20 protein-coding genes are annotated in these 20499 nt (G+C 33.3%); 4 read left to right on the forward strand and 16 right to left on the reverse strand.

The window, feature by feature from the left end; all coding sequences use genetic code 11:
* Positions 1 to 151 precede the first annotated feature (151 nt).
* Positions 152 to 1087 (forward strand): MerR family transcriptional regulator, encoded by a 936-nt coding sequence (locus BCI01S_RS00930; protein ID WP_061796236.1) that lies wholly within the window; start codon positions 152 to 154, stop codon positions 1085 to 1087.
* Positions 1088 to 1236: 149 nt separating this feature from the next.
* Positions 1237 to 2031, forward strand: a complete 795-nt coding sequence (locus BCI01S_RS00935) for an HAD family hydrolase (RefSeq protein ID WP_047940614.1) — start codon at positions 1237 to 1239, stop codon at positions 2029 to 2031.
* A 59-nt stretch (positions 2032 to 2090) separates the two neighbouring features.
* Here the strand turns inward: BCI01S_RS00935 and BCI01S_RS00940 are convergent, their stop codons facing one another.
* Entirely contained in the window at positions 2091 to 2525 is a 435-nt protein-coding gene (locus BCI01S_RS00940; RefSeq protein WP_047940613.1) for a hypothetical protein, read from the reverse strand.
* Positions 2526 to 2833: 308 nt separating this feature from the next.
* Here BCI01S_RS00940 and BCI01S_RS00945 point away from each other — a divergent pair, with 308 nt between their 5' ends.
* Positions 2834 to 3151: a thioredoxin family protein gene (locus BCI01S_RS00945; RefSeq protein WP_047940612.1), complete on the forward strand. Its 318-nt coding sequence runs from the start codon at positions 2834 to 2836 to the stop codon at positions 3149 to 3151.
* Between the two features lie 797 nt (positions 3152 to 3948).
* Here the strand turns inward: BCI01S_RS00945 and ppc are convergent.
* The 4 genes from ppc to BCI01S_RS00965 form a co-directional block, all read right to left on the reverse strand.
* Entirely contained in the window at positions 3949 to 6711 is a 2763-nt protein-coding gene (gene ppc, locus BCI01S_RS00950) for a phosphoenolpyruvate carboxylase (protein WP_047940611.1), read from the reverse strand.
* 454 nt (positions 6712 to 7165) lie between these two features.
* Positions 7166 to 7465, reverse strand: a complete 300-nt coding sequence (locus BCI01S_RS00955) for a heme biosynthesis protein HemY (protein WP_061796239.1) — start codon at positions 7463 to 7465, stop codon at positions 7166 to 7168.
* Positions 7466 to 7706: 241 nt separating this feature from the next.
* Positions 7707 to 8087, reverse strand: coding sequence for a hypothetical protein (locus BCI01S_RS00960; RefSeq protein ID WP_047940609.1), 381 nt, complete (start codon positions 8085 to 8087; stop codon positions 7707 to 7709).
* A gap of 221 nt (positions 8088 to 8308) precedes the next feature.
* The gene (locus tag BCI01S_RS00965) at positions 8309 to 8935 is read right to left on the reverse strand and encodes a YitT family protein (RefSeq protein ID WP_061796241.1); all 627 of its coding nucleotides are present in this window, start codon (positions 8933 to 8935) and stop codon (positions 8309 to 8311) included.
* 226 nt (positions 8936 to 9161) lie between these two features.
* Between BCI01S_RS00965 and BCI01S_RS00970 the strand changes: the two genes are divergently transcribed.
* Positions 9162 to 9608, forward strand: a complete 447-nt coding sequence (locus tag BCI01S_RS00970) for an Lrp/AsnC family transcriptional regulator (protein WP_047940607.1) — start codon at positions 9162 to 9164, stop codon at positions 9606 to 9608.
* A 75-nt stretch (positions 9609 to 9683) separates the two neighbouring features.
* Here the strand turns inward: BCI01S_RS00970 and BCI01S_RS00975 are convergent, their stop codons facing one another.
* The 11 genes from BCI01S_RS00975 to proB all read right to left on the reverse strand — a co-directional run bounded on the left by BCI01S_RS00975 (position 9684) and on the right by proB (position 20259).
* Positions 9684 to 10463: an HAD family hydrolase gene (locus BCI01S_RS00975; RefSeq protein ID WP_061796243.1), complete on the reverse strand. Its 780-nt coding sequence runs from the start codon at positions 10461 to 10463 to the stop codon at positions 9684 to 9686.
* A 174-nt stretch (positions 10464 to 10637) separates the two neighbouring features.
* Positions 10638 to 11828, reverse strand: a complete 1191-nt coding sequence (locus BCI01S_RS00980) for a class I SAM-dependent rRNA methyltransferase (protein WP_061796245.1) — start codon at positions 11826 to 11828, stop codon at positions 10638 to 10640.
* A gap of 96 nt (positions 11829 to 11924) precedes the next feature.
* On the reverse strand, positions 11925 to 12341 hold the full coding sequence (arr, locus tag BCI01S_RS00985) for an NAD(+)--rifampin ADP-ribosyltransferase (protein ID WP_047940604.1): 417 nt from the start codon (positions 12339 to 12341) through the stop codon (positions 11925 to 11927).
* Between the two features lie 388 nt (positions 12342 to 12729).
* Positions 12730 to 13311, reverse strand: coding sequence for an ATP-dependent Clp endopeptidase proteolytic subunit ClpP (gene clpP, locus BCI01S_RS00990; RefSeq protein WP_047940603.1), 582 nt, complete (start codon positions 13309 to 13311; stop codon positions 12730 to 12732).
* 27 nt (positions 13312 to 13338) lie between these two features.
* Positions 13339 to 13953 carry a sigma factor gene (locus tag BCI01S_RS00995; protein WP_061796249.1) on the reverse strand — a complete coding sequence of 205 codons (615 nt, stop codon included), beginning with the start codon at positions 13951 to 13953 and terminating at the stop codon, positions 13339 to 13341.
* 72 nt (positions 13954 to 14025) lie between these two features.
* Positions 14026 to 15513: a DUF4153 domain-containing protein gene (locus tag BCI01S_RS01000; protein WP_047940601.1), complete on the reverse strand. Its 1488-nt coding sequence runs from the start codon at positions 15511 to 15513 to the stop codon at positions 14026 to 14028.
* A gap of 98 nt (positions 15514 to 15611) precedes the next feature.
* Entirely contained in the window at positions 15612 to 16256 is a 645-nt protein-coding gene (locus tag BCI01S_RS01005) for a DUF1700 domain-containing protein (protein WP_047940600.1), read from the reverse strand.
* A complete protein-coding gene (locus tag BCI01S_RS01010; RefSeq protein WP_047940599.1) occupies positions 16253 to 16585 on the reverse strand; it encodes a PadR family transcriptional regulator in 333 nt (110 codons plus the stop codon). Before BCI01S_RS01010 ends, BCI01S_RS01005 begins: the two co-directional genes overlap by 4 nt.
* 358 nt (positions 16586 to 16943) lie before the next feature.
* Complete coding sequence (locus BCI01S_RS01015) at positions 16944 to 17843, reverse strand: AEC family transporter (RefSeq protein WP_047940716.1); 900 nt, start codon at positions 17841 to 17843, stop codon at positions 16944 to 16946.
* Positions 17844 to 17897: 54 nt separating this feature from the next.
* Complete coding sequence (locus tag BCI01S_RS01020; protein WP_047940598.1) at positions 17898 to 19145, reverse strand: glutamate-5-semialdehyde dehydrogenase; 1248 nt, start codon at positions 19143 to 19145, stop codon at positions 17898 to 17900.
* Between the two features lie 16 nt (positions 19146 to 19161).
* Entirely contained in the window at positions 19162 to 20259 is a 1098-nt protein-coding gene (gene proB, locus BCI01S_RS01025) for a glutamate 5-kinase (protein WP_047940597.1), read from the reverse strand.
* Between the last annotated feature and the right edge of the window lie 240 nt (positions 20260 to 20499).

Raw genomic sequence — 20499 nt, forward strand, 5'->3', positions numbered from 1 at the left:
CGTTTCCTAAAATAGAAAATGTGGGAAATTTGTCAACTAATCAGAAGTTTTGATAGCTTTTGTCTTGTTGCAGGAAATTAATTCCCCCTTCTCTAAATACATATAGTAAAGATGGTCAAATTACCTTGATTATTCAAAAGGAGAGAGAGAAATGAAAGCATATACGATAGGTGAAGCATCAAAAAAACTGACGACAACCCCAACTATGTTAAAACAATGGGAAAAGGAATTTCAAGGAATTATCGTGATACCTAGAACAAAAACAGGGGCGCGTATTTATACCGAAAAAGAAATTACCCTCCTTCATGAGGTGAAAAATTTATATAAAGAGAAACGAAAAACAGCTGAAGTAAAAGAAACATTAACAATGCTCATTAACAGACCTAAGAAAGCAGAGATTGCGGAAATAAAAGAAAAAAGCGAAAACACAGCCGTCGAATTGCTTCCTAAAAAGGATGCTTTAGAACCTGCTGAGACGACGAAATCACAAATTACAGAACAAAACTTTCGCCTATTACTTTCTTCCTTGGAAAATTATAAACAAGATTTTCTTGAAGAAGTTAAAGATGAAATTAGAAATGGGATTAAAACGGAAGTATTAGAAACAATTTCAAAGGAAATAAAAGCTGGCCATGAAGAAACAATTTCCCATATTACTAATTCAGTTAAGGAAACGCAGACACAAACATCCGAACATTTAGATGAATTTTCCGAACTTTTACATAAAAACGCAGAAGCGACCACAACTAAATATGAAGAAATTCAAACGAAGATCAAAAAACTTTCCCAAATTTCAAAAGCTGAAAGAAAAACCTACTCGAAACAATGGACATCTAATGTTTCATCCACAAAAGAAATTAAATCAATGATCGAGCATCTCTCGAAATCAAATGAAGAACTAAACAAAACGGTGGAACAATTAAATGAAAATGATCAATATTTTATGGAAACATTGCAGCTAGAAAGAGAACAACTGAATAAAGAAATTAAACAAAGAGAAAGAAGTTTCCAAGAGCTTGTCCAAACATTTCGTCATGCCGCTGCTGCTCAAGAAAAAAGGAAATCCTGGTGGAAAATTTGGCAATAACAAACTTAGGAAAATATTAAATAATGGATAACATGTAAAATTTACTGAAAGAGTAGCCAAATAATTTCCCTTTTTGGTTACTCTTTTTCATTTGTCCTTTTCATATGGTAGTATGGTATTGAAGAAATGTAAATTTAATGGAGGTAAAAATGTCAATCACTTATAAAGTTTTGTTCCTAGATATTGATGGAACTATCTTAACACCAGAAGATACGATCCAAGATTCCACAAAAAAAGCAGTGCAATTAATGAAAGAAAAGGGATTAGAGGTCTTTTTAGCAACTGGAAGACCACTACATGAAATATCACATATTGGAGAGACACTCGCCATAGAATCGTTTATCGGTTATAATGGCGCATATGCAATACATAATGGAAAAGATGTTTTTAGACAACCGATGAGTCCTGACTTGGTCACGAAATACTTAGATATTGCCAATGAAAAGGGAAATGAACTAATTTTATATACAAATACTCATAATTTACTTTCCCACCCTGAAGAGAAAATGACAAAACAATTTAGTGAAAAATTCCATTTAAAGCAAAATAGAGCTTTTACTCTAGATGAAAAAGCGAATATTCTAGGAATTACTATTATCAATTTAAGAGAGGAAGATATTTCACTATACGAAGATTTCCCTGATATCCACTTATCACAAGTTAATATCGATGGATTTAGACATTCCTATGATGTTATTAGTGACAAAGTAAATAAAGGGTTTGCTGTCTCCCTTATTTTAAAAAGATTAGGAATCGATAAAGAAGCTTCTATTGCTTTTGGAGATGGTCTAAATGACAAAGAAATGCTCCAAGTAGTTGGAGAAGGATTCGCTATGGGGAATGCACATGAGTTGTTGTTTTCCTATGCTAAGCATACAACCACATCTGTTACCGATTCAGGTATTTACAATGGCTTGAAATGGCTTGGATTAATCGAAGAATAAGTAATCATTCCTTTAACAAAAAGGATCAGTCTCCTAAAACGGAAACTGATCCTTTTTTGTTACACTTCTGTACTTTCCTCAGTAGCTTCTTTGTTCAGATGTTGTAATATTTTCTTATCAAAATATTCTTCATTCATCTTGTAGGAGATTTCAAATGCTGGAGTGCTGGCAAATTCTTTTTTTATCCAGAAAAAATTCTCTTCTTTTATTGGCTCTGTTAAATCAAGCATAATAGTGATTTCAAGAGAGATAAGATTTTTGTTTTTTGTAATATTTACAGTTGGATTCGTACTTCTTGCTACTTTGTTTATAAGCTTTTTGTTAAAAAGCATGGAAAAGTGAAGTTCGTTACCGCTTTTATTTTTCTTATTGACTTTTAGTAAATAAGAATCACCTAAATCTACTAATTTCTCTTTATCCATATTCTCTATTGCTAAAATTAAGCGTATGTACGTATTTTCCACTGGTGAAATGTTTATTTTTGTCGAACTCATTTGTTACCTCCTCTTACTTGAAACCGCAAAATGAACCCTCTTTATCATATGACAACATTTCATTTATTATAACGAAAAAAGGGAGCAAAAAATAACTGCATAAATATAAATTATAATGGCAATATCCTATTGTTTGCATCCTTCATCTCCTACCTTGTATATTCTTATCTTTCTAACGTTATAATGCAAATAAAATGCTTAAAGAAAAGAATGCATTTTGGAGGAAAGAAATACCTTTCATGTGTATAATAAAAATTGTAGTAACTTTTCATAGTTATTAGGAATTCTTAAATGAGGAGCTTAAAGATATGAATGAAATTAAAACAGTAGAAACATTTGAAGAAATTATTAACAATGGAGATACAAATATTGTGAAGTTTTTTACCACTTGGTGCCCTGATTGTACAAGAATGGATATGTTCATTGGGGAAATCATGGAAGCAAACAATGACAAAAAATGGTATAGTTTAAATAAAGATGAACTTCCTGAAATAGCTGAAAAATATGATGTCATGGGGATTCCCAGCCTGTTAGTTTTTAAAGACGGCGAAAAAATTGGTCACTTACACAGCGCCAATGCCAAAACACCTGAGCAGGTAGAAGACTTTTTAGCATCATATAAATAATTTTTGGAAATAAAACGAGGAGAAATATTGATTTCTCCTCTCAGCTTGTTGACAAAAGGAATTTAGAAAATGCAAATGGAATTATTATGCATTGATTGGAGTGGAAGAGGTGAGACTCCTTTGGGAGATGCGAGACAGTCTGAGACCCTGCAAGCGGCTCAGCGCGACCCCCACGGAAAGCGAACCCCAGTAGCGGAAATCAACTCTTATTTAAAAGAATGTATATTTATAAACTAAGACAAAAGAGGATCAGAATGTTTTCATTCTGATCCCCTTTTGTCTTATATGGTCTTTTTTCGTTATTTTATTGTATTTTAATCTATTCTTTATACTCTTCTTAAGTTGTTACCGGACTCACCCAAGTCCAGTTGGCCGTCAAGCGTAGTCTCCATCTTGTGAACTAAGTGATTTGGTGGAACAAGTTAATCTAAGCAATCATTTCTAATTGATCTCTTTGAATAGAAGAATGTTTGGAAAGCATGATTTCACCTCTAAAAAATATCTACCTATATTTTAAAACCAGAGCAGTTAAAATTCTAGACTAACTTGATGAAACCAGGTTGATTGGAGCGGAAGGGGTGTGACTCCTTTGGGAGATGCGAGAAAGTCCGAGACACTGCAGGAGCGTATGATACGAAGCGGCTCGGCGCTCGTCCCAAAGAAAGCGAACCCCAGTAGCGGAAATCAACACCCTATTAGAAGAGATCACAAAAAAAGACCATAGGCAAAACCTCAAAATTCAAGGAGTTTGTCTATAGTCTGAAAATTAGACTCATCTTTTTTTAGGCTATCCTAACTCAACCTGTATTACGTAAACCAGCAGCGATGCCATTAATGGTTAAAAGAACTTGGTTCAGTAATTCCTTATCAGGAACTTCTTGGTCACGAAGCTGTTTAATTAAATCAACTTGGAAGAAATTCAATGGATCTACATATGGATTTCTTCTATAAACAGACTCTTGAATAGAAGGTGTGTGATCAAGTAATTCTTCTATACCAGTGATTTCTAATAAAATAGCTCTTGTCTTATCATACTCTTCTTTAATATTTTGATAAATACGATTACCAATGGCTTCATTTTCCACAAGGGAAGAATATTCTCTTGCTGTTGTTAAATCTGCCTTCATTAATGCCATTTGTAAATTATCAATCGTCGAGTGGAAGAATGGCCATTTTGCGTACATTTGTTTTAAAATTTCAATATTACCTGATTTTTGCTGAGCAAACTCAGTTAATCCAGTACCAGCAGCATACCAAGCAGGAAGCAGCTGTCTACTTTGAGTCCATGCAAAAACCCATGGGATGGCACGAAGATTTTCAAAAGTTGTCGTATTTTTTCTGCTCATTGGCCGTGAACCAATTTTTAAATTTCCGATTTCATTTAAAGGCGTTGCTTCTTTAAAATAAGTCATAAAATCAGGATCATTAAAAACCAATGATTGATATTTTGCAAGCGCAATAGCAGATATTTCTTCCATGCAATCTTCCCAAAGATTTCTCTCCTCTTTATGTTCGCTAATATCCTTAGAAATATGAGCAATTGCCATAAGCAACGTAGAAGTTGCTTGCTCTAAGCTTCTAAAAGCAATATCTTCTAATAAATAGCGCGAGGATAATACTTCCCCTTGTTCCGTGATTTTCACGCCATCCCCTAATGTTTCACCTGGTTGAGATAGGATACTCTTATTCAACGGACCACCGCCGCGACCAAGTGAACCGCCACGACCATGGAAAAATTTCAAGCCGATTTGATAGTTACTAGCCATTTCGTGAATTTCACGCTGAGCTTTAAATAATTTCCAGTTTGCTGTTAATGTGCCACCGTCTTTACTACCATCAGAATATCCTAGCATGATTTCCTGCTGATCATTATGTTGTCTTAAATGTTCACGATAAACCGGCATACGGAATAATGTTTCAATGATTTCAGGACCGGCGATTAAATCATCAATTGTCTCTAATAATGGTGCTACATTTAAGTGACTTTCTACTGTTCCATCCGCATGCAGTCGATAAATTCCAGCTTCTTTTGCTAATACAAGTACTTCAAGAATATCACTTGGCGACTGTGTCATACTGATTAAATAAACATTAATTGCTCGTTCTCCAAACTTCTTATGTGCTTCTCTAATCATGTTAAAGGTGCTAATCATTTCCTGTGTTTCATTTGAATAATCTTCGTTTAATAACAGAATAGGACGAGGATCATTCAAAACAGATTCAAGAATTCCTAATTTTTCATTTTCTGGTAAATTTTTATAATCATCTGTTATGCCGACTTTACGCAGAATCTCGTCTATAGCTGCCTCATGCTCACCACTATGATTACGAATATCCAATGTGGCTAAATGAAAACCAAACAATTGCACTTGTCGAATTAGTTTTTGTAAATCTTTTTGCTGATGAGCTTTCGGTTGGTGCAAGGCAAAGCTTTCTTGAATTAAATATAAATCATCAAGTAACTCTCCTGCCTTCACATAACCTTTTTCAGATTTGCCATATTCTTTTAATCTTTCTAAAATAATTGAAAATTTCCGGCGATAAACTTCTTTTTCAACTGGCCATTTCTTTTCTGGTGTAAGATATAGCTGTTCTTCCTCCATAATCGTCTGAATAAGCTTTGAACTAACCTTAACACGATTAGTAGAATGACTGAATCTCTTCATCAATTCATCTACTGCATGAATGTATTTTTGGATGACTAATTCATTTTGCTTATGCAGTGTTTGCCATGTAACGTCAGGTGTTACATTTGGGTTACCATCTCTGTCTCCACCAATCCAAGAACCAAACCATAAGAAATTAGGTACTTTCCATTCGAAATTAGGATAGTTTTCATCCAGAGCATCCTGAACCTCTTGATGGATTTCTGGCAATACATCAAATAATGTTTGCTCAAAATAATAAAGACCATTTCTAACTTCATCCATTACGGTAGGACGTTCCTGCCGTAATTCATCTGTCTGCCACATGATCGTTATCTCTTCAAATAGATCATCATTTAAATGCTGTCTCTCTTTCTTCGTCAACATTGGGTTATCAAGTTGTTTTAAGATATTAGCAATTCTCTTTTGCGATTCTAAAATCGTACGTTTTGTTGATTCTGTTGGATGCGCTGTAATAATAAGTTCTAACGAAAGAGTATTTAACACTTCTTGAATGGTCTCTTCAGATAAATTCTTTTGTTTAAATGCCATGATTGCACGATCAATGGAATATGGCTGTACACCTTTTTCTTGACTTAGTTGGTATTCTCTTCTACGACGAATACGATGATTTAACTCAGCAACATTCACCAAATGAAAATATTTCGAAAACGCTCGAATAACTTGTCTGCGAACTGGCTTATCTAGTCTTTCCATTTCGAACTTTAATTGGTTATATGTATGTTCATTATTTGTTTCCCGCAGTTCTTTTGCTAATTTACGAATTATTTCTACCTTGTCTAATAATTCTTGGCCACCATGGTGGATAAGTACCTCACCAAGAATATTTCCAAGGTGTTTGACATCTTTTCGTAAAGGTAAACTGCTCTCATTTCCTTTTATCGTTGTTGTCATTAGATTACCATCCCTTAATCTAAATTTTTTAACATAAATACTTTATTACCATTAATCCTATCATTATTCTTTTAAAAATTCATTAACAAAAATCGATAATTAATAGATAGATAAGATAGATTTTTAAGGAATCATCTATTTTTTATATTAATCATACAACAATAAGCATCTATTGGATTTTTTTGTAAATTTTTTTGGACTTATGGGAATACATGAGACCTAAATATTATTTTTTCGTGATTCTCATCATTTATGTCATTAATGTATATAACCTAAAAAACTAAATATGTAAACTCAAATGCTCTGTTACGCTTAAAAGTGACGGATTATATACAGAACAGGTTTCATTTAGGAGTTAATTATAACATATAACAGTCAGTATGGAAATGTCTCATTTAGAATGAGGACAAAAGCAAATATTAAAAAAACAGGAAGTGTTTCCACTTCCTGTTTTTTAATGATGATGTTGTTCTTTTGATGGATTATAAATAGTGAATCCTGGCTGTGGAACATGAAAATATTGAATCCATACACCATCCAAGAAATCTGCATCTCTCGTATCTAATAAAATGGGAATATCTTTGTCAGACTGCACCACTTCATCATGTTCCGTCTTCTTGTCCAATTTTAAATCGTAATGTGCATGGTTTCCATGATTCTCTGTTATGTATACCCGAATCATTTCTCCTTCTTCAGCTTTTTCTAACATTTGATTAAGCACTTTAACAGCGTGTCTGTTTATTTTGACTTTCATCTAATAATCCTCCTAAGCAAACATTTGCCTTCTTCATAATACTATCCCATTGTAATCTTCCGGAAGGACGTTTGCAAATAATCAAGACTGTATGAGCAAATTAATTCATTTTCTTCTGTTTCTATTATGCAGAGCTCCTTTGCTCTTTTATAAAGATTCCCTAGATTGTCTCCCTTCTGTTTATAAAAACAAAAAAGCAATCCAATATATCTAAATGGATTACTCTTAAAATTCAATATAATCAAGTCAGAGCAAGCTCATTTTGAAGGGATTTTAAAGTATTAAGCTCCTTGGCAAAAAGCTCAAACTGCTCTTTATTTAAGCCATCTAACGATTCATTTACTTTATATTCTAAATAATTCATTCTTAATTCCATATCCATTAAGGAAGTGATCTTTTTATTCGCAATAAATTCTTCTATTTCATCTATGAACATGAAGAAACTATAGTCATTTACCATAACAAGTAAAAGCCAGCCAAGCGAATCAACGTATTTTTTTTCTTCAGTAACGGTAATTATATCTCCTTTATGTAAATCAAGAATGAAAGTATGTTCAGGTCTAGGACAGGTACATTCGATCATATATTGAAATGGAGCTAAAACAATGAAATCATTTTTCATTATATCTTACACCTTCCTAATCTTTTCGTTATTTGTTTTCATTTTAAATGAAAATGATTATCACTGTCAATTATTTTTCCTTATAATAATATTGAGGATAAAGAATATCTTTTTTATTAAAAAATAAGTTATATTCCTCTAACTCCACCTTTAGGATCTAAAACACAACCCCTATACTCCACCTCTCAATATTATGGAGTGGAGTATAGGGGTTCCTATGGTTAAACAGATTGTGTTTCAACCACAGATGTAACTTTTTCGAAATTAGTTTTACTCGTATTTCTATTAGCTATTTTTTCCTTGAAGGTACTCATCATAAAGGAAATTATAAATACTGATACAATACTGTATAAGCCTCTAATTAGTCCTACACTGTACAAGCCAATTAAAATAACAATTGTATCAAAAATGAAATTTGTTTTTCCCATATTCCAATTAAATTGTTTTTGAAGTGTAATAGACAGAATTTGGGCTCCCCCTAAAGACGAACCATTCATAAACAAAATAATAGTTCCTATTCCAATAATAAAGCCCCCAATGATAGATCCTAGTAGGGGATATAGAGCGAATGGCGGTAGAATGATGGATAACAAATAGGAAAATAATGTAACTAACGATACAGCTAAAATGGTTGAAATCGTAAATTTCTTCCCCATTTTAAAGTAAGACAAAATATAAAACGGGATATTTATTAAAGTAAATAAGATTGAAAATGAAATAGGTAATAAATAAGAGATACTTAATGCGAGTCCAGCTGTTCCTCCAGTAACAATTGCTGACCCTTTTAATAAATACAGACCAAATGATGTAATTAAACAACCAAACATCATTACTATTATTTTTCTCAATGCAACACACTCCTATAGTAATCATGATAAGTAGAAGATAAAAGAGGATTTATCGGTGAAATCCTAAAAATTTGTGATTTTAGGGTGGAATTCTTACATATATAATGATAGAATATATCGAAGTGTTTTTACATACCAATATGAATGTAATTACCTTGTACTTCCTCTATTTCGCATAAATATATGCATCATTACATTCATTTTGCAAAAAGGAGTATTCATTAAAATGGATAAGGTTGACATACAACTACTAAAAATTTTACAAGAAGATGCCAGAATTACGGTTAGTGATTTATCCAAAAAGTTAGCTTTGAGTCGCCCGAGTGTTTCGGAAAGATTATTAAGATTGCAAGAAAAGGGTATAATTTTAGAATTCAGCGCCCGAATTTCACCTGCAAAGTTGGGGAGAGAAACGCTTTTATACATTCAAATCAGTGAACTAAAAGAAGAACCACATGCATTTGAGGAATTTATTAAAACAGAAGCAGACATTATTGAATGCCACCGTGTAACCGGTACTGTCAGTTATATTATTAAAGCAGCTGTTTCTGGAATAGACGGAATGAGAAATTTGGTCGATCGCTTAATTCCCTATGGCACTATTAATACTTCAGTCATCTTGGCTTCACCTGTTCCCTTTAGACATATATTACCTAACGAACAATCACAATAAAGAACAAAAAATGAAAAAGTCTAGTCGTCATAAGTGGCAAAATGTCTCCTATGATGACCAGACTTTTCTTCTTGCTTAATCTAATATAGCGAATAATTCTTCAAGCTGATGTATTTCATATGTGGGCAGTACATCTTGCTTTTCAGCCTTTTCGCGATTAATCCAAACGGACTTAATTCCCGCCCGATTAGCTCCTAAAATATCTGTCATTAAATTATCTCCCACCATTAAGCATTCTGATTTGTCTACACCTATTAAAGAAACAGCATGCTCAAATATAGAAGGATCAGGCTTTCCTCTGCCAAAATCGCCAGAAATTACAATATGATCAAAATAAGGAGAAATTTCAGGTGTAATAGATAGCTTTGTATTTTGCAAATGAGGTGATCCATTCGTTAATAATAACAATGAGTATTTCCCCTTTAATTGATTAAGGACAGAAAATGTTTCTTCATATACGAAAGGAGATTTCTTTCTATTTTCTGGAAAAGCTTCCGCTAATTCTTCGCCAAATTCAGGATCATCAATTCCAAGTGCTAGTAATCCTTTGGTCCATGCATCTTTCCGGTAAAACCGGATGAGCTCTCTCATTTTTGGAAAAGAAGCATGTTCTTCAAGAAACTCTCCCCAAAGTCCTTCAAAGGGATTAATCCCAATCATTTTCGTAAATTCATATGTATCATAACCTTCATATAAAGCTCTGGCTTCCTTCCGCACAGCTTCTTCTAAGCGTACAGCCGAAATAGTATATTTCTCTTCTGCCAATTTACATGTTTTAAAAAAAGCTTCTTGTACACTTTTTTTATCCCATAGTAGTGTATCATCCAAATCAAAAATAATTGCTTTAATTGTCATTTTCCGTTTCTCCTTTTAAACAAAAATATTTTATTCAAAGCATAGCCAAGAAAAAGGAATCTTTCTTTATAAGATTACAAGTGTTTTTAAACCACGTAAACCCTTCTTTTTCATAAAAAAAGAACTTTGCTATTAGAAGCAAAATCCTTCTTTGAAAAATAATATTTTAAGATATTATTTTAGTTTTTTTATAAAAACAACTTTTAAATAATTACTTTCTGTTACCTCATTAATATTCGCAAAATCGGCAGGTAAACCAAATTGTTCGACTATTTGATATGTTTCTTTCTGATGATGAAAGGCAGCATCAATAAATCCCTTAAACTTCTTCATATCAAAGGTTGCACAATTGGTGGAAGCGACAATAATTCCGCCATTTTTGGTTATGGCAATTGCTTCTTTAAGTAAATTAGTATAGTCTTTTGCTGCGCGAAAAGTATGCTTTTTTGAACGTGCGAAGCTAGGAGGATCTAGAATGACCATATCAAAGCTAAGTTGTTTCTTTACTGCGTATTTAAAATAGTGAAAAACATCTTCTACGATAATTTTTTGACTCGATAAGTCAATATCATTTAACAGAAAATTATCTGTTGTTTTCTGCTTGCTTCGATTTGCCAAATCAACACTAGTAGTCGATAAACTACCACCAACAGCTGCCGCGACCGAAAAAGCCCCTGTATAAGAAAAAGTATTTAGAACATTTCTTCCTTTTGCATATTGATCTCGAATTGTTTTGCGAACATCTTTTTGATCTAAAAAGATTCCTGTCATAGCCCCTTCATTCAAGTTTACTGCGTATTTAATCCCATTTTCTAAAATAGTAAGGGGGAAATCAGCTTTTTTCCCAACCACAAAATCATCGTCTTCCATATATGTTCCATTATCGTCGAATCTTTTTTTCTCATAGATTCCGTCTATTTCTAATAATCGCTGCAACGATTCAATAATCCAGCTTTTATATTTATAAATGCCAATACTGTACCATTGGATTAACAGATAATTTTGGTAGAGATCAACAGAAAATCCTCCAATACCATCGCCTTCCCCATTAAAAATTCGAAAAGCAGTCGTTTCATGATCCTTAAAATAGGCTGCTCTTTTATCAATCGCTTTTTTTAGCCGCTTTTCAAAAAAAGCACAGTCAATAGGAATGTTCCTTTCTCTTGTTAAAATCCAGCCAATTCCTTTATTTTGAATAGCATAATATCCTCTGCCAATAAATTTGTTTTTCTTTGTTATAACGTCAATTATTTGCCCTTCCTCAAGAGAAGTATTAGCATTTATAGCTTCTTTATAAATTAAGGGATTTCCATTTAGTAAATTTTTCTCAAATGGTGTTTCAATTTGTACTGTTACGATTTCCATTTTGCCACCTTTAACTTTCCGACCTAATATTTTCATATGCCCTTTCTATTATACATGAAATGAAGCTAGACGCTAATTTTCCTATCGGAATTTGGATTAATCGTATATTACATTTTTTCCTTCTTCACTTAACTTTTTTAAAGATTCAAGCATATGATTTATTTCTTCATCAGAATGTCTTTCCCATGCGCCTAACTCAGCTATAATTTTCACTGGGGATTTAGAACGATACGAGCGGGTTGGGTTTCCTGGAAATCTCTTGTCCGTTACGTTCGGGTCATTTTCAAAATCACCTAATGGTTCTACAATGTATATTCGTTCTTTTGAAGTAGACCTCGCTAACTCAGCACCCCATTTAGCAGCATTTAATGTTGCAGTAAAATATATATGGTTCGATTTTTTATCTTGGTAATTTGATAAGTGATTAGGTTCTAATAAATCGCCAATTTTCAGTTCTGCTTTCGTACCATGAAAAAACGGTCCATTGTCTAAAGCATTTATTTTAGTATCCATCCAATGCACTCCTTAATTATTTTGATTTTTGTACAACAATATTAGTATAGTGGGAATTTATTAAAAAACTAGTCTATAAATAGTAGTGTTAGTAATGGTATAATATTAGTAGAAAAAGAAATAATTATTTAACTAAATGGGATTAGACTGGACTAGGTACTATCTTAAGTGAACTGCGAGAATATCCTAGATCCTGCCCGGAGAGCACAATAAAATAGCAGGCTTCGTCATAATTATTCCGTAAAAAGCGAAACAAAAGTCTGCACGCGTCTCCTGCAAGACTTCTTTAATAAGTCAAAAACCGAACGAATATACTGCGATGCTAATAGGATAGTCGTATATTCGTTCGGTTTTATATTTGGTTAGAATACTTTTGCTCAGCCTCTTTTTATTTCACGCAAATTATCTCATCGACAATGCCATATTCTTTTGCTTCTTCAGCACTCATAAAATAATCCCTTTCTGTATCATTTGCTATTTTCTCAAAAGATTGACCCGTTTTCTCGGCCATAATACGATTAATATGTTCTTTTAGTTTTAATATTCGTTTCGCAGATATTTCAATTTCAGTTGCCTGCCCTCTCGTTCCACCTAATGGTTGATGAATCATAATTTCGCTATTCGGTAAGGCATATCTTTTGCCTTTCGTACCGGCAAGAAGTAATAACGCACCAAAGGATCCAGCCATTCCTGTACAAATAGTCCGAACATCCGGCTTAATATAGTGCATCGTATCATAAATAGCAAAACCAGCAGAGGTGGAACCGCCAGGGCTATTGATATATATAGAAATATCTTTCTCTGGATCTTCTGCTGCAAGAAATAGCAGCTGAGCCACGATATTGTTAGCAACTTGGTCATTGATTTCATCTCCAAGCATAATAATTCTATCCTTCAAAAGTCTTGAATATATGTCATAGGACCTTTCTCCATTTGCTGATTGTTCAATAACATAAGGAATAGTACTCATTTGTTATAAACCTCCTGTATTCGATTATTATGCGGCCATAAGCATTGGCTGTTGAGACAAATATTTTTTTTCTTCTTTAGCTAAAAGGATGTTTTTATAGATTGAATTAATTAAAATAGCGGGATCTTCTCTCTTTAGTACCTCATAGTACAGCCTTTGCATGTTTTCCTTATCTTCATCATGCTGATTTTTAACGATTATCGTTTCTTTTTTCACTTGATTCCTGGCTCGGAACAATACTGATTTCACAGCAGTTTCTGTTATATTTAATAATTCTCCAACTTCTTTTAAGCGAAATTGAAACCCCTCTACGAGCAGATAAATTATCCCTTGTTTAAAGGTCAATTTTTCAGCTAGGAATTCAGCCAGCATCAGAGAGGTTAAATTTTTTTCTTCTGCTTTTGGTTCCTTTACTGGGATACCAATAATATCTTGTTTTTTTCTTAATTTATCAATCAATTGATTATCAGCAATTTTTTTGAGTAAAGCAGGCGTAATATCTTTATCTTTATAATTTTCCATCGCTTTTAAAAGGGCTTCTTGAATTAAATCTTCTCGTTCCCATTTATCTAAAGAAAGATACCGACAATAGGAATCGAGTTTTTGATACAGAATTTTTATATTTTGCATTTCCATCCTCATTGATAAATCCCTCCTTTGACTGTTTATATATAGAACGTTTCAGATAGCGAAAAAGATACGGGGTCAAAAAAATTATTCTTCTAATCGATATTTTTTCTCCTTTTGATTTTCAGGCACTTTCTTAGCCAACTCCATTGTATTAAGCAACTTTCTTGCACGGTCTTCCACGATATTATAGCTCTGCCATTTTTGATCTGTATGCTGAAGGCGTTCCTTTTTTGCAAGCAATAATTCTTTTACCCTCTTCATATCAGGATTTTTTTCGTAATAATCTACTAGAACCGGAATAGCTGAATAAGATAGAGAATCTATATAGGTAAAATCAATTAAATTTGTTTCCTCAAACCGCTGCAAATTTTTGCTAACGATTATACGATCGATGTCCATAACATTCAGGCCACAGTAATATAACAAGGAGAGCAATAAGAAAAAACGCATAAGTTGAATTTTCTCCATCCAAATTTTTATCAATGTGAATGAGAAAAATACCGCCAATAGTAAAATAAAAGAATGAGAAAATAATCGTAAATACGTATAACCATACGCCTGTTCATATAAAGACAATCGTAAATGAGCAGACAAAAGAATGATAAAGCTAAAAGCAATTAAAAAGGATAAAATTATTTTTAAGAAAAGAGTGCGTTGTTTAGCAAAGCTATTTACTAACAAAATAATTGATATGTTAATCACTGTCACGATAATAAGTTCAAAGAATCCTCTTCTCGCATAGGTAGCATATGTAAAACCTTTCATTAATACATCATTGAAAAAATATTGAAATTGTACGATGGTATAAAATATATATAGCCCATTAATGAAAAGTAAAATAGTTAATAAAGTTGCTTGCTCCCATCTTCCTTGTTTTCCTTTTCTTTCGCTTGGAATAATAATCGACCTTTTACTAATTGTCTTCATGAATAGTAATAGAAAAATAAATATTAAACCTATTCGTAGCAATGTACTTATTCCATCTATATGAAATGAAAAAAGCCGGGTGATTATGGTTACCATCATATTATTAAAATGCTGATCTGAGGAACTAAGCAGGAAAATTAATAACATTAAAATCGGTGTTACAATAACCATTCCTAATACTATTCTTTTTATAGCGACATAATTCCTTTCATCAGCACGTCTCTTTACCGATTTCCGCACAAGAAAGGTTAAATATTTTCCTAATTTAAAAAAGGAAGATACTTTCTTTTTTAAATAAAAATAAAAGAAAACATCTTTATTGCTCCAACTAAGAAAAGAAGGACTCGTTAGTAACGTTGTATGAAAGCCGATTAAACTAAAAACAACAATAAAATTTAAGGCATAAAAATACGGATTAGCAATGAAAACAAAAGACAATGTTAATAGCCATATGCACACAAATAAATATATACCAATTAAACGATGTGTATGCGTTTGTTTCCTCGTTAAATAAAAATAATAAACATAAAAAACGACAACAAAAATACTAAGCGAAATTCCAATTGTCTCTGTAAATAACGTTATTTCTGCAATAATTGCTAGTAAAAAACAGCCTATAAAATAAATAATATTTTTCTTGTTCATGCTATTTCCTCCTTTACATAGATAATCTATATAGTTAAACAAAAAAATAAATAGAACTTCGTTACACAGTAATACTAGGTAGTGTACAATAGAACAACTTATACCGATCTTGTTGTTCCATAGCGAAAGGCGAGATAACATATTGGATATAACATTATCGTAAAAGAAATACAGATAAGTACAAATTCCGGTGTTAATAATGGATCAAAGAGTGTTAACGGAATAATCTTAAAGACAATGGAACTCATAAGTAATAGATTAGGAACTAAAGAAATACAAAATGTCTTCAGTAAAAGTTTTTTTCCGCCAAGACCAAATTCCTTGCCCACTTCATATCCAAGTAAAAGCCAAAAGAATAAGTAAAGAACAATAAGAAAAAAAGGAATACTGGTTAAGAGTGACCATAATTTACTGATTGTTGGATTGGATAAGCGATGATAAATGACCGTCAAACTAATTCCGCCGACAAAGAAAAACAAATTAGCAAAAAAGAAATTCCATTGCGTTTTTTTCGCAGTCATGTTTAACTCTTCTTGATACATGGCGGCAATCTCTAGTGGTGTTCCTAATCTTTGGATTGCCAAAATTAACGCTTCTTCTTCTGAACATTGTTTTTCGAAAGCAATATCTTCCAACATGTCTACTAGATGTAGCTCATACTCCATGCATATTTCTTCTGATTGCTCATGATCTTGGAGTAAATCCCGCAGCTGTTTCATGTAGGATTCTTTTGAAGAAATCATATTCCTTTTCTCCCAATCACTTTATCAATCGTTTGCACAAAGTTTTTCCATTCTGTTGTTTTTTGCTCCAATATTTGCTGACCAGAATCGGTAATTCGGTAATATTTCCTTGCTGGTCCTTTTTCTGATTCTTTCCAGAAAGATTCTACATATTCCTGTTTTTCTAATTTATGCAGAGCAGGATATAAAGTCCCTTCTTTTACTTGCAAAGAATAATCACTTCTTTTTTCCATTTCTTTGACAAGTTCATATCCATACATTTCTTTTTCTGCTAACAGCTGTAGAAGTATTAAAGATGTACTTCCTTTTACTAGCTCTCTATTGAACATATTTTCACCTACCTAGAAATAAAATGTACTTTGTTAGTATTGTATCGTTCCTATCGCTATAATGCAATATAAAATAGGACTCTCCAATCTAATTTTTTCCTCCGTCTATGCCTTTAAAGACTAGGAATCTTAATTTAGCCACTGATTATTGTTTAGCGAAAGAATTGGTTCGCTTCCTTCGATTTCTTTTTTCAAAACGCTATTCCCTAAATACTGAATAAAAAAACCCGAATAATTATGCGAGTATCCATTATTTGGGATACTCGCATAATTTTCGAGTCTAATTTAGAATGGAGTACTTATAACCCACCTCTGATCTTTAACAGGAACATATTCCCTGCCAATTTTACAAGAATGATTATATTAGAGATAAAATAACAGGCAATGTTATTAAACTAGCTAATGTGCTAAAAAAGGTTGCACTTGATACAAAATCAGGTTCTGTTCCATATTGGACAGCATAAAGGGTTGTGTTTGCTGCTGCTGGCATTCCAGCAAGCAGAATCATTATTTGCTTTAATATTTCATCTACTGGCAAAATAAGCGTCAGCAGCCATGCAATAACTGGCGAAACTATAAGTTTAAGTAACAATGAAATAGATAGAGGGCGATATGAAATATTTTTTATACGGACATTAGCAAGTTGTATTCCTAAAACAAGCATGACGGTTGGAATGGCCGCATTGCCAACTAGCTTAATTGCCTCAAGCATCGTTGCTCCAATCGGTAGATGAAGAGAATGCAAGACTGCTCCTAGAATTGCCCCATACATAACTGGTACTTTTAATACTTTTTTTAAAGTATCTTTCCCATTTCCATCATCAACAGAGCCTTTTGCTGCATAATAAACACCAATCGTAACCATAATTAATTGCTGAATAACCATTAAGATAACTGCATAGTGCAAGCCTGGCTCTCCGAAAACAAATAAAACGAGCGGAGTGCCATAATTACCGTTGTTCATAAATGCCGAGGATAGTATCATTCCGCATGTCTTTCTTACCGAATAACCTCTAATAAATCCAATAATGTAAACAATCGCGACAATACTTAATACTAACGTTAATGCGTACAGTGTCATATACAAATAGTCCATTGTAAAAGTTGTTTCATAAAAAACACTAAAAGACAACAATGGCGTCATCAAATAGACAGATACAGCCGAAACAGATTTTATATCAATATGAAGCATCTTTTGTCCAATGAAACCAACGGAAAAAATAAAAAAAATAGGTAATAAAATACTTAAATATTCCAATAACATCATCCAATCTTCATGAACTATGACATACCCTGGTGTAACTGCCAGCAATTAATTTCTAACTTGACCTTCTCCATAAATAAAATATTTAAAGGATGTTAAGGCATTTAATCCCATTGGACCTCTAGCATGCAGTTTTTGCGTACTGATTCCAATCTCCGCCCCATACCCAAATTCAAATCCATCTGTAAATCTTGTACTCGCATTATGATAGACTGCTGCAGCATCTACTCCAGATAAAAAAGTTTCTGCATTTTCAATATTTTCAGTAATAATCGCTTCTGAATGCTTAGTACCATAAGTATTAATATGGTTAATTGCTTCTGTAACTCCATCTACTATTTTTATACTTACTTTCAAAGCAGAGTATTCCGTATACCAATCTTCTTCTGTCGCTTTTTTTGCAAAAGAAAAAGTAGTGCAGACAGTGTCATCTCCATAAATCTCCACACCATTTTGATGTAGTGCTTCTAAAAGAGCTAATCCATATTGAGCAAACCATTTGGTTTCGATTAAAATAGTCTCTAAGGCATTGCATACAGATGGACGCTGTGTTTTACCGTTCAAACTAATCGTAAGTGCCATTTTCAACTCTGCGGTTTCATCAATAAATAAATGGCAATTGCCTGCACCTGTTTCAATAACTGGAACGGTTGCTTCTTTTACTACCGTATCAATTAACCCTTTGCCGCCACGAGGGATTAGTACATCTAAAAATTCTTTTAAATGAAATAGTTCTTTCGCTGTTTCTCTGCTTGTATCTTCAATTAGCTGGACGGCTTCTTTTGGAATTGCGGATTTCTCCAGTGCACGATGGATTGTATCAACAAGAGCCAGATTTGATTGCTTAGCAGATGAACTTCCTCTTAAGACAATACTATTCCCTGTTTTCAGAGCAAGACTTGCTGCATCAATCGTTACATTTGGTCTCGCCTCATAAATCATTCCCATTACGCCAATTGGCACAGTTTTCTTAATAATTTTTAAGCCATTTTCTTTTTCAATTTTTTCTACCACAACACCGACTGGATCATTTAGTTTAATTAACTCTTTTAGTGCTAAGGCCATATTATTAATCCGTTTTTCATCCAGCATAATTCGATCTAAAACAGAAAGAGATAGATCATTTTCTTTCCCGTTTTCAAGATCTATTTTATTAGCTTTTATAATTAAATCTTGGTCCTCTATTAATTGCTTGCTAATAAGGGATAAAGCTGCATTTTTCTGTTCTGTTGTCTTATTTAATAATTGATAACTTGCATTCTTTGCTAATTTACCTTTTTGATATACTTCGCCCATTTTCCATCTCTCCTTTTTATAATTTCACCCATTTATCACGATGAATAACTTCGATTTTTGGATGTTTTATCATTGTTTTTTCTTCTGCTCTTTGTGTAATAATAGCTTTTAGCTCTTCTGAAGAATAGAGTACTTCCCCTTTTCCGATAACTCCTTTTTCACCATAGACTTCGACAACATTTCCTTTTTCAAAGAGCCCTTCGACTTTATAAATACCAGCTGGCAGCAAGCTCCCACCTTTATTTAGCAAGGCCATTTCTGCCCCTTCATCCACATAGAGACTGCCTTCAACGGTAGAATGGAGGGATATCCATTGTCGATTATTGTTAATAGATGATAAAGCATCTGAACCAATATAGGTTCCGTCTCCTTTCCCCTCTATAATATCGATGAGCTTCTTCTCTCCCTCGCCTTTTCCAATAAAAACCTTTACTCCTAAGGAATTAGCTGTTTCTGCAGCAATCAACTTTGATTTCATGCCACCAGTTCCAATCTTTGAACCAGATCCTTTAGCAGCATTCTTCCATTCCACCGTTATTTCAGGCAAATAATCAATCCGTTTTGCTGAAGGATCTTCTTTTGGATTTTTGTCATATAAGCCATTAATATCTGTGAGAATCATTAACTGATCGGCATGGACAAGTCCACTAACAAGGGCAGACAACATATCATTGTCTCCAAACGTTAATTCTTCTACAGATACGGTGTCATTCTCATTTATAATTGGTAAGATATTTCTTTCTAATAATTCCGTTAATGTAGAATAAGCATTTCGGTAGCGATCACGTTTGGAAAAATCATTTCTTGTTAGTAATACTTGAGCGGGAACAATCCCAAACTTACTTAATTGTTCATTATAGCTTTGAATTAGCAAGCTTTGACCAACTGCTGCTGCTGCCTGTTTCCCTTTCAATGTAACCGGTCTTGAAGGATAGCCGAGTTTTCCAAAGCCCGCAGCCACTGCTCCTGAAGATACTAAAAGTACTTCATGACCATATTCTCTTAATTTTGCAATGCTTGCGATATGGTCACTTAGCTTTGATTGATCGATTGCACCTTTTGTATCTGTAAGAGAGCTGCTCCCGATTTTTACAACAATTCTTTTCTTCTCCATTTGATTTCCTCCGTACTAAGTTAATCCGAATTCACCCAATTAAAAAAGCTCATTTTCATCCTCATAAAAGGACGAAAATGAGCTTTCCGTGGTACCACCTTAATTGAACCAATATACAAATTGATTCCACTTTGTCTGATAACGCAAGAAATGCGCCTACTGCAGCAGGACTTGAAAGGCAGGTTCTGTGTTCTTTCATTATGAAGTCTTTCAGCTTATAAACTTCACTCTCTTTTATGA

The sequence above is a fragment of the Niallia circulans NBRC 13626 genome (assembly GCF_001591585.1).
GTDB classification, from domain to species: domain Bacteria; phylum Bacillota; class Bacilli; order Bacillales; family Cytobacillaceae; genus Niallia; species Niallia circulans.

Coding starts and splice junctions, on each gene's coding strand:
- BCI01S_RS01020 (WP_047940598.1), bottom strand. CDS start 19,145: ATGGGCGAAGTATATCAAAAAGGTAAATTAGCAAAGAATGCAAGTTAT.
- clpP (WP_047940603.1), bottom strand. CDS start 13,311: ATGAGTACTATTCCTTATGTTATTGAACAATCAGCAAATGGAGAAAGG.
- proB (WP_047940597.1), bottom strand. CDS start 20,259: ATGGAGAAGAAAAGAATTGTTGTAAAAATCGGGAGCAGCTCTCTTACA.
- BCI01S_RS00995 (WP_061796249.1), bottom strand. CDS start 13,953: ATGAGGATGGAAATGCAAAATATAAAAATTCTGTATCAAAAACTCGAT.
- ppc (WP_047940611.1), bottom strand. CDS start 6,711: ATGACAACAACGATAAAAGGAAATGAGAGCAGTTTACCTTTACGAAAA.
- BCI01S_RS00955 (WP_061796239.1), bottom strand. CDS start 7,465: ATGAAAGTCAAAATAAACAGACACGCTGTTAAAGTGCTTAATCAAATG.
- BCI01S_RS00960 (WP_047940609.1), bottom strand. CDS start 8,087: ATGAAAAATGATTTCATTGTTTTAGCTCCATTTCAATATATGATCGAA.
- BCI01S_RS00945 (WP_047940612.1), top strand. CDS start 2,834: ATGAATGAAATTAAAACAGTAGAAACATTTGAAGAAATTATTAACAAT.
- arr (WP_047940604.1), bottom strand. CDS start 12,341: ATGGATACTAAAATAAATGCTTTAGACAATGGACCGTTTTTTCATGGT.
- BCI01S_RS00970 (WP_047940607.1), top strand. CDS start 9,162: ATGGATAAGGTTGACATACAACTACTAAAAATTTTACAAGAAGATGCC.
- BCI01S_RS00935 (WP_047940614.1), top strand. CDS start 1,237: ATGTCAATCACTTATAAAGTTTTGTTCCTAGATATTGATGGAACTATC.
- BCI01S_RS01000 (WP_047940601.1), bottom strand. CDS start 15,513: ATGAACAAGAAAAATATTATTTATTTTATAGGCTGTTTTTTACTAGCA.
- BCI01S_RS01005 (WP_047940600.1), bottom strand. CDS start 16,256: ATGATTTCTTCAAAAGAATCCTACATGAAACAGCTGCGGGATTTACTC.
- BCI01S_RS00980 (WP_061796245.1), bottom strand. CDS start 11,828: ATGGAAATCGTAACAGTACAAATTGAAACACCATTTGAGAAAAATTTA.
- BCI01S_RS00940 (WP_047940613.1), bottom strand. CDS start 2,525: ATGAGTTCGACAAAAATAAACATTTCACCAGTGGAAAATACGTACATA.
- BCI01S_RS01010 (WP_047940599.1), bottom strand. CDS start 16,585: ATGTTCAATAGAGAGCTAGTAAAAGGAAGTACATCTTTAATACTTCTA.
- BCI01S_RS00930 (WP_061796236.1), top strand. CDS start 152: ATGAAAGCATATACGATAGGTGAAGCATCAAAAAAACTGACGACAACC.
- BCI01S_RS00975 (WP_061796243.1), bottom strand. CDS start 10,463: ATGACAATTAAAGCAATTATTTTTGATTTGGATGATACACTACTATGG.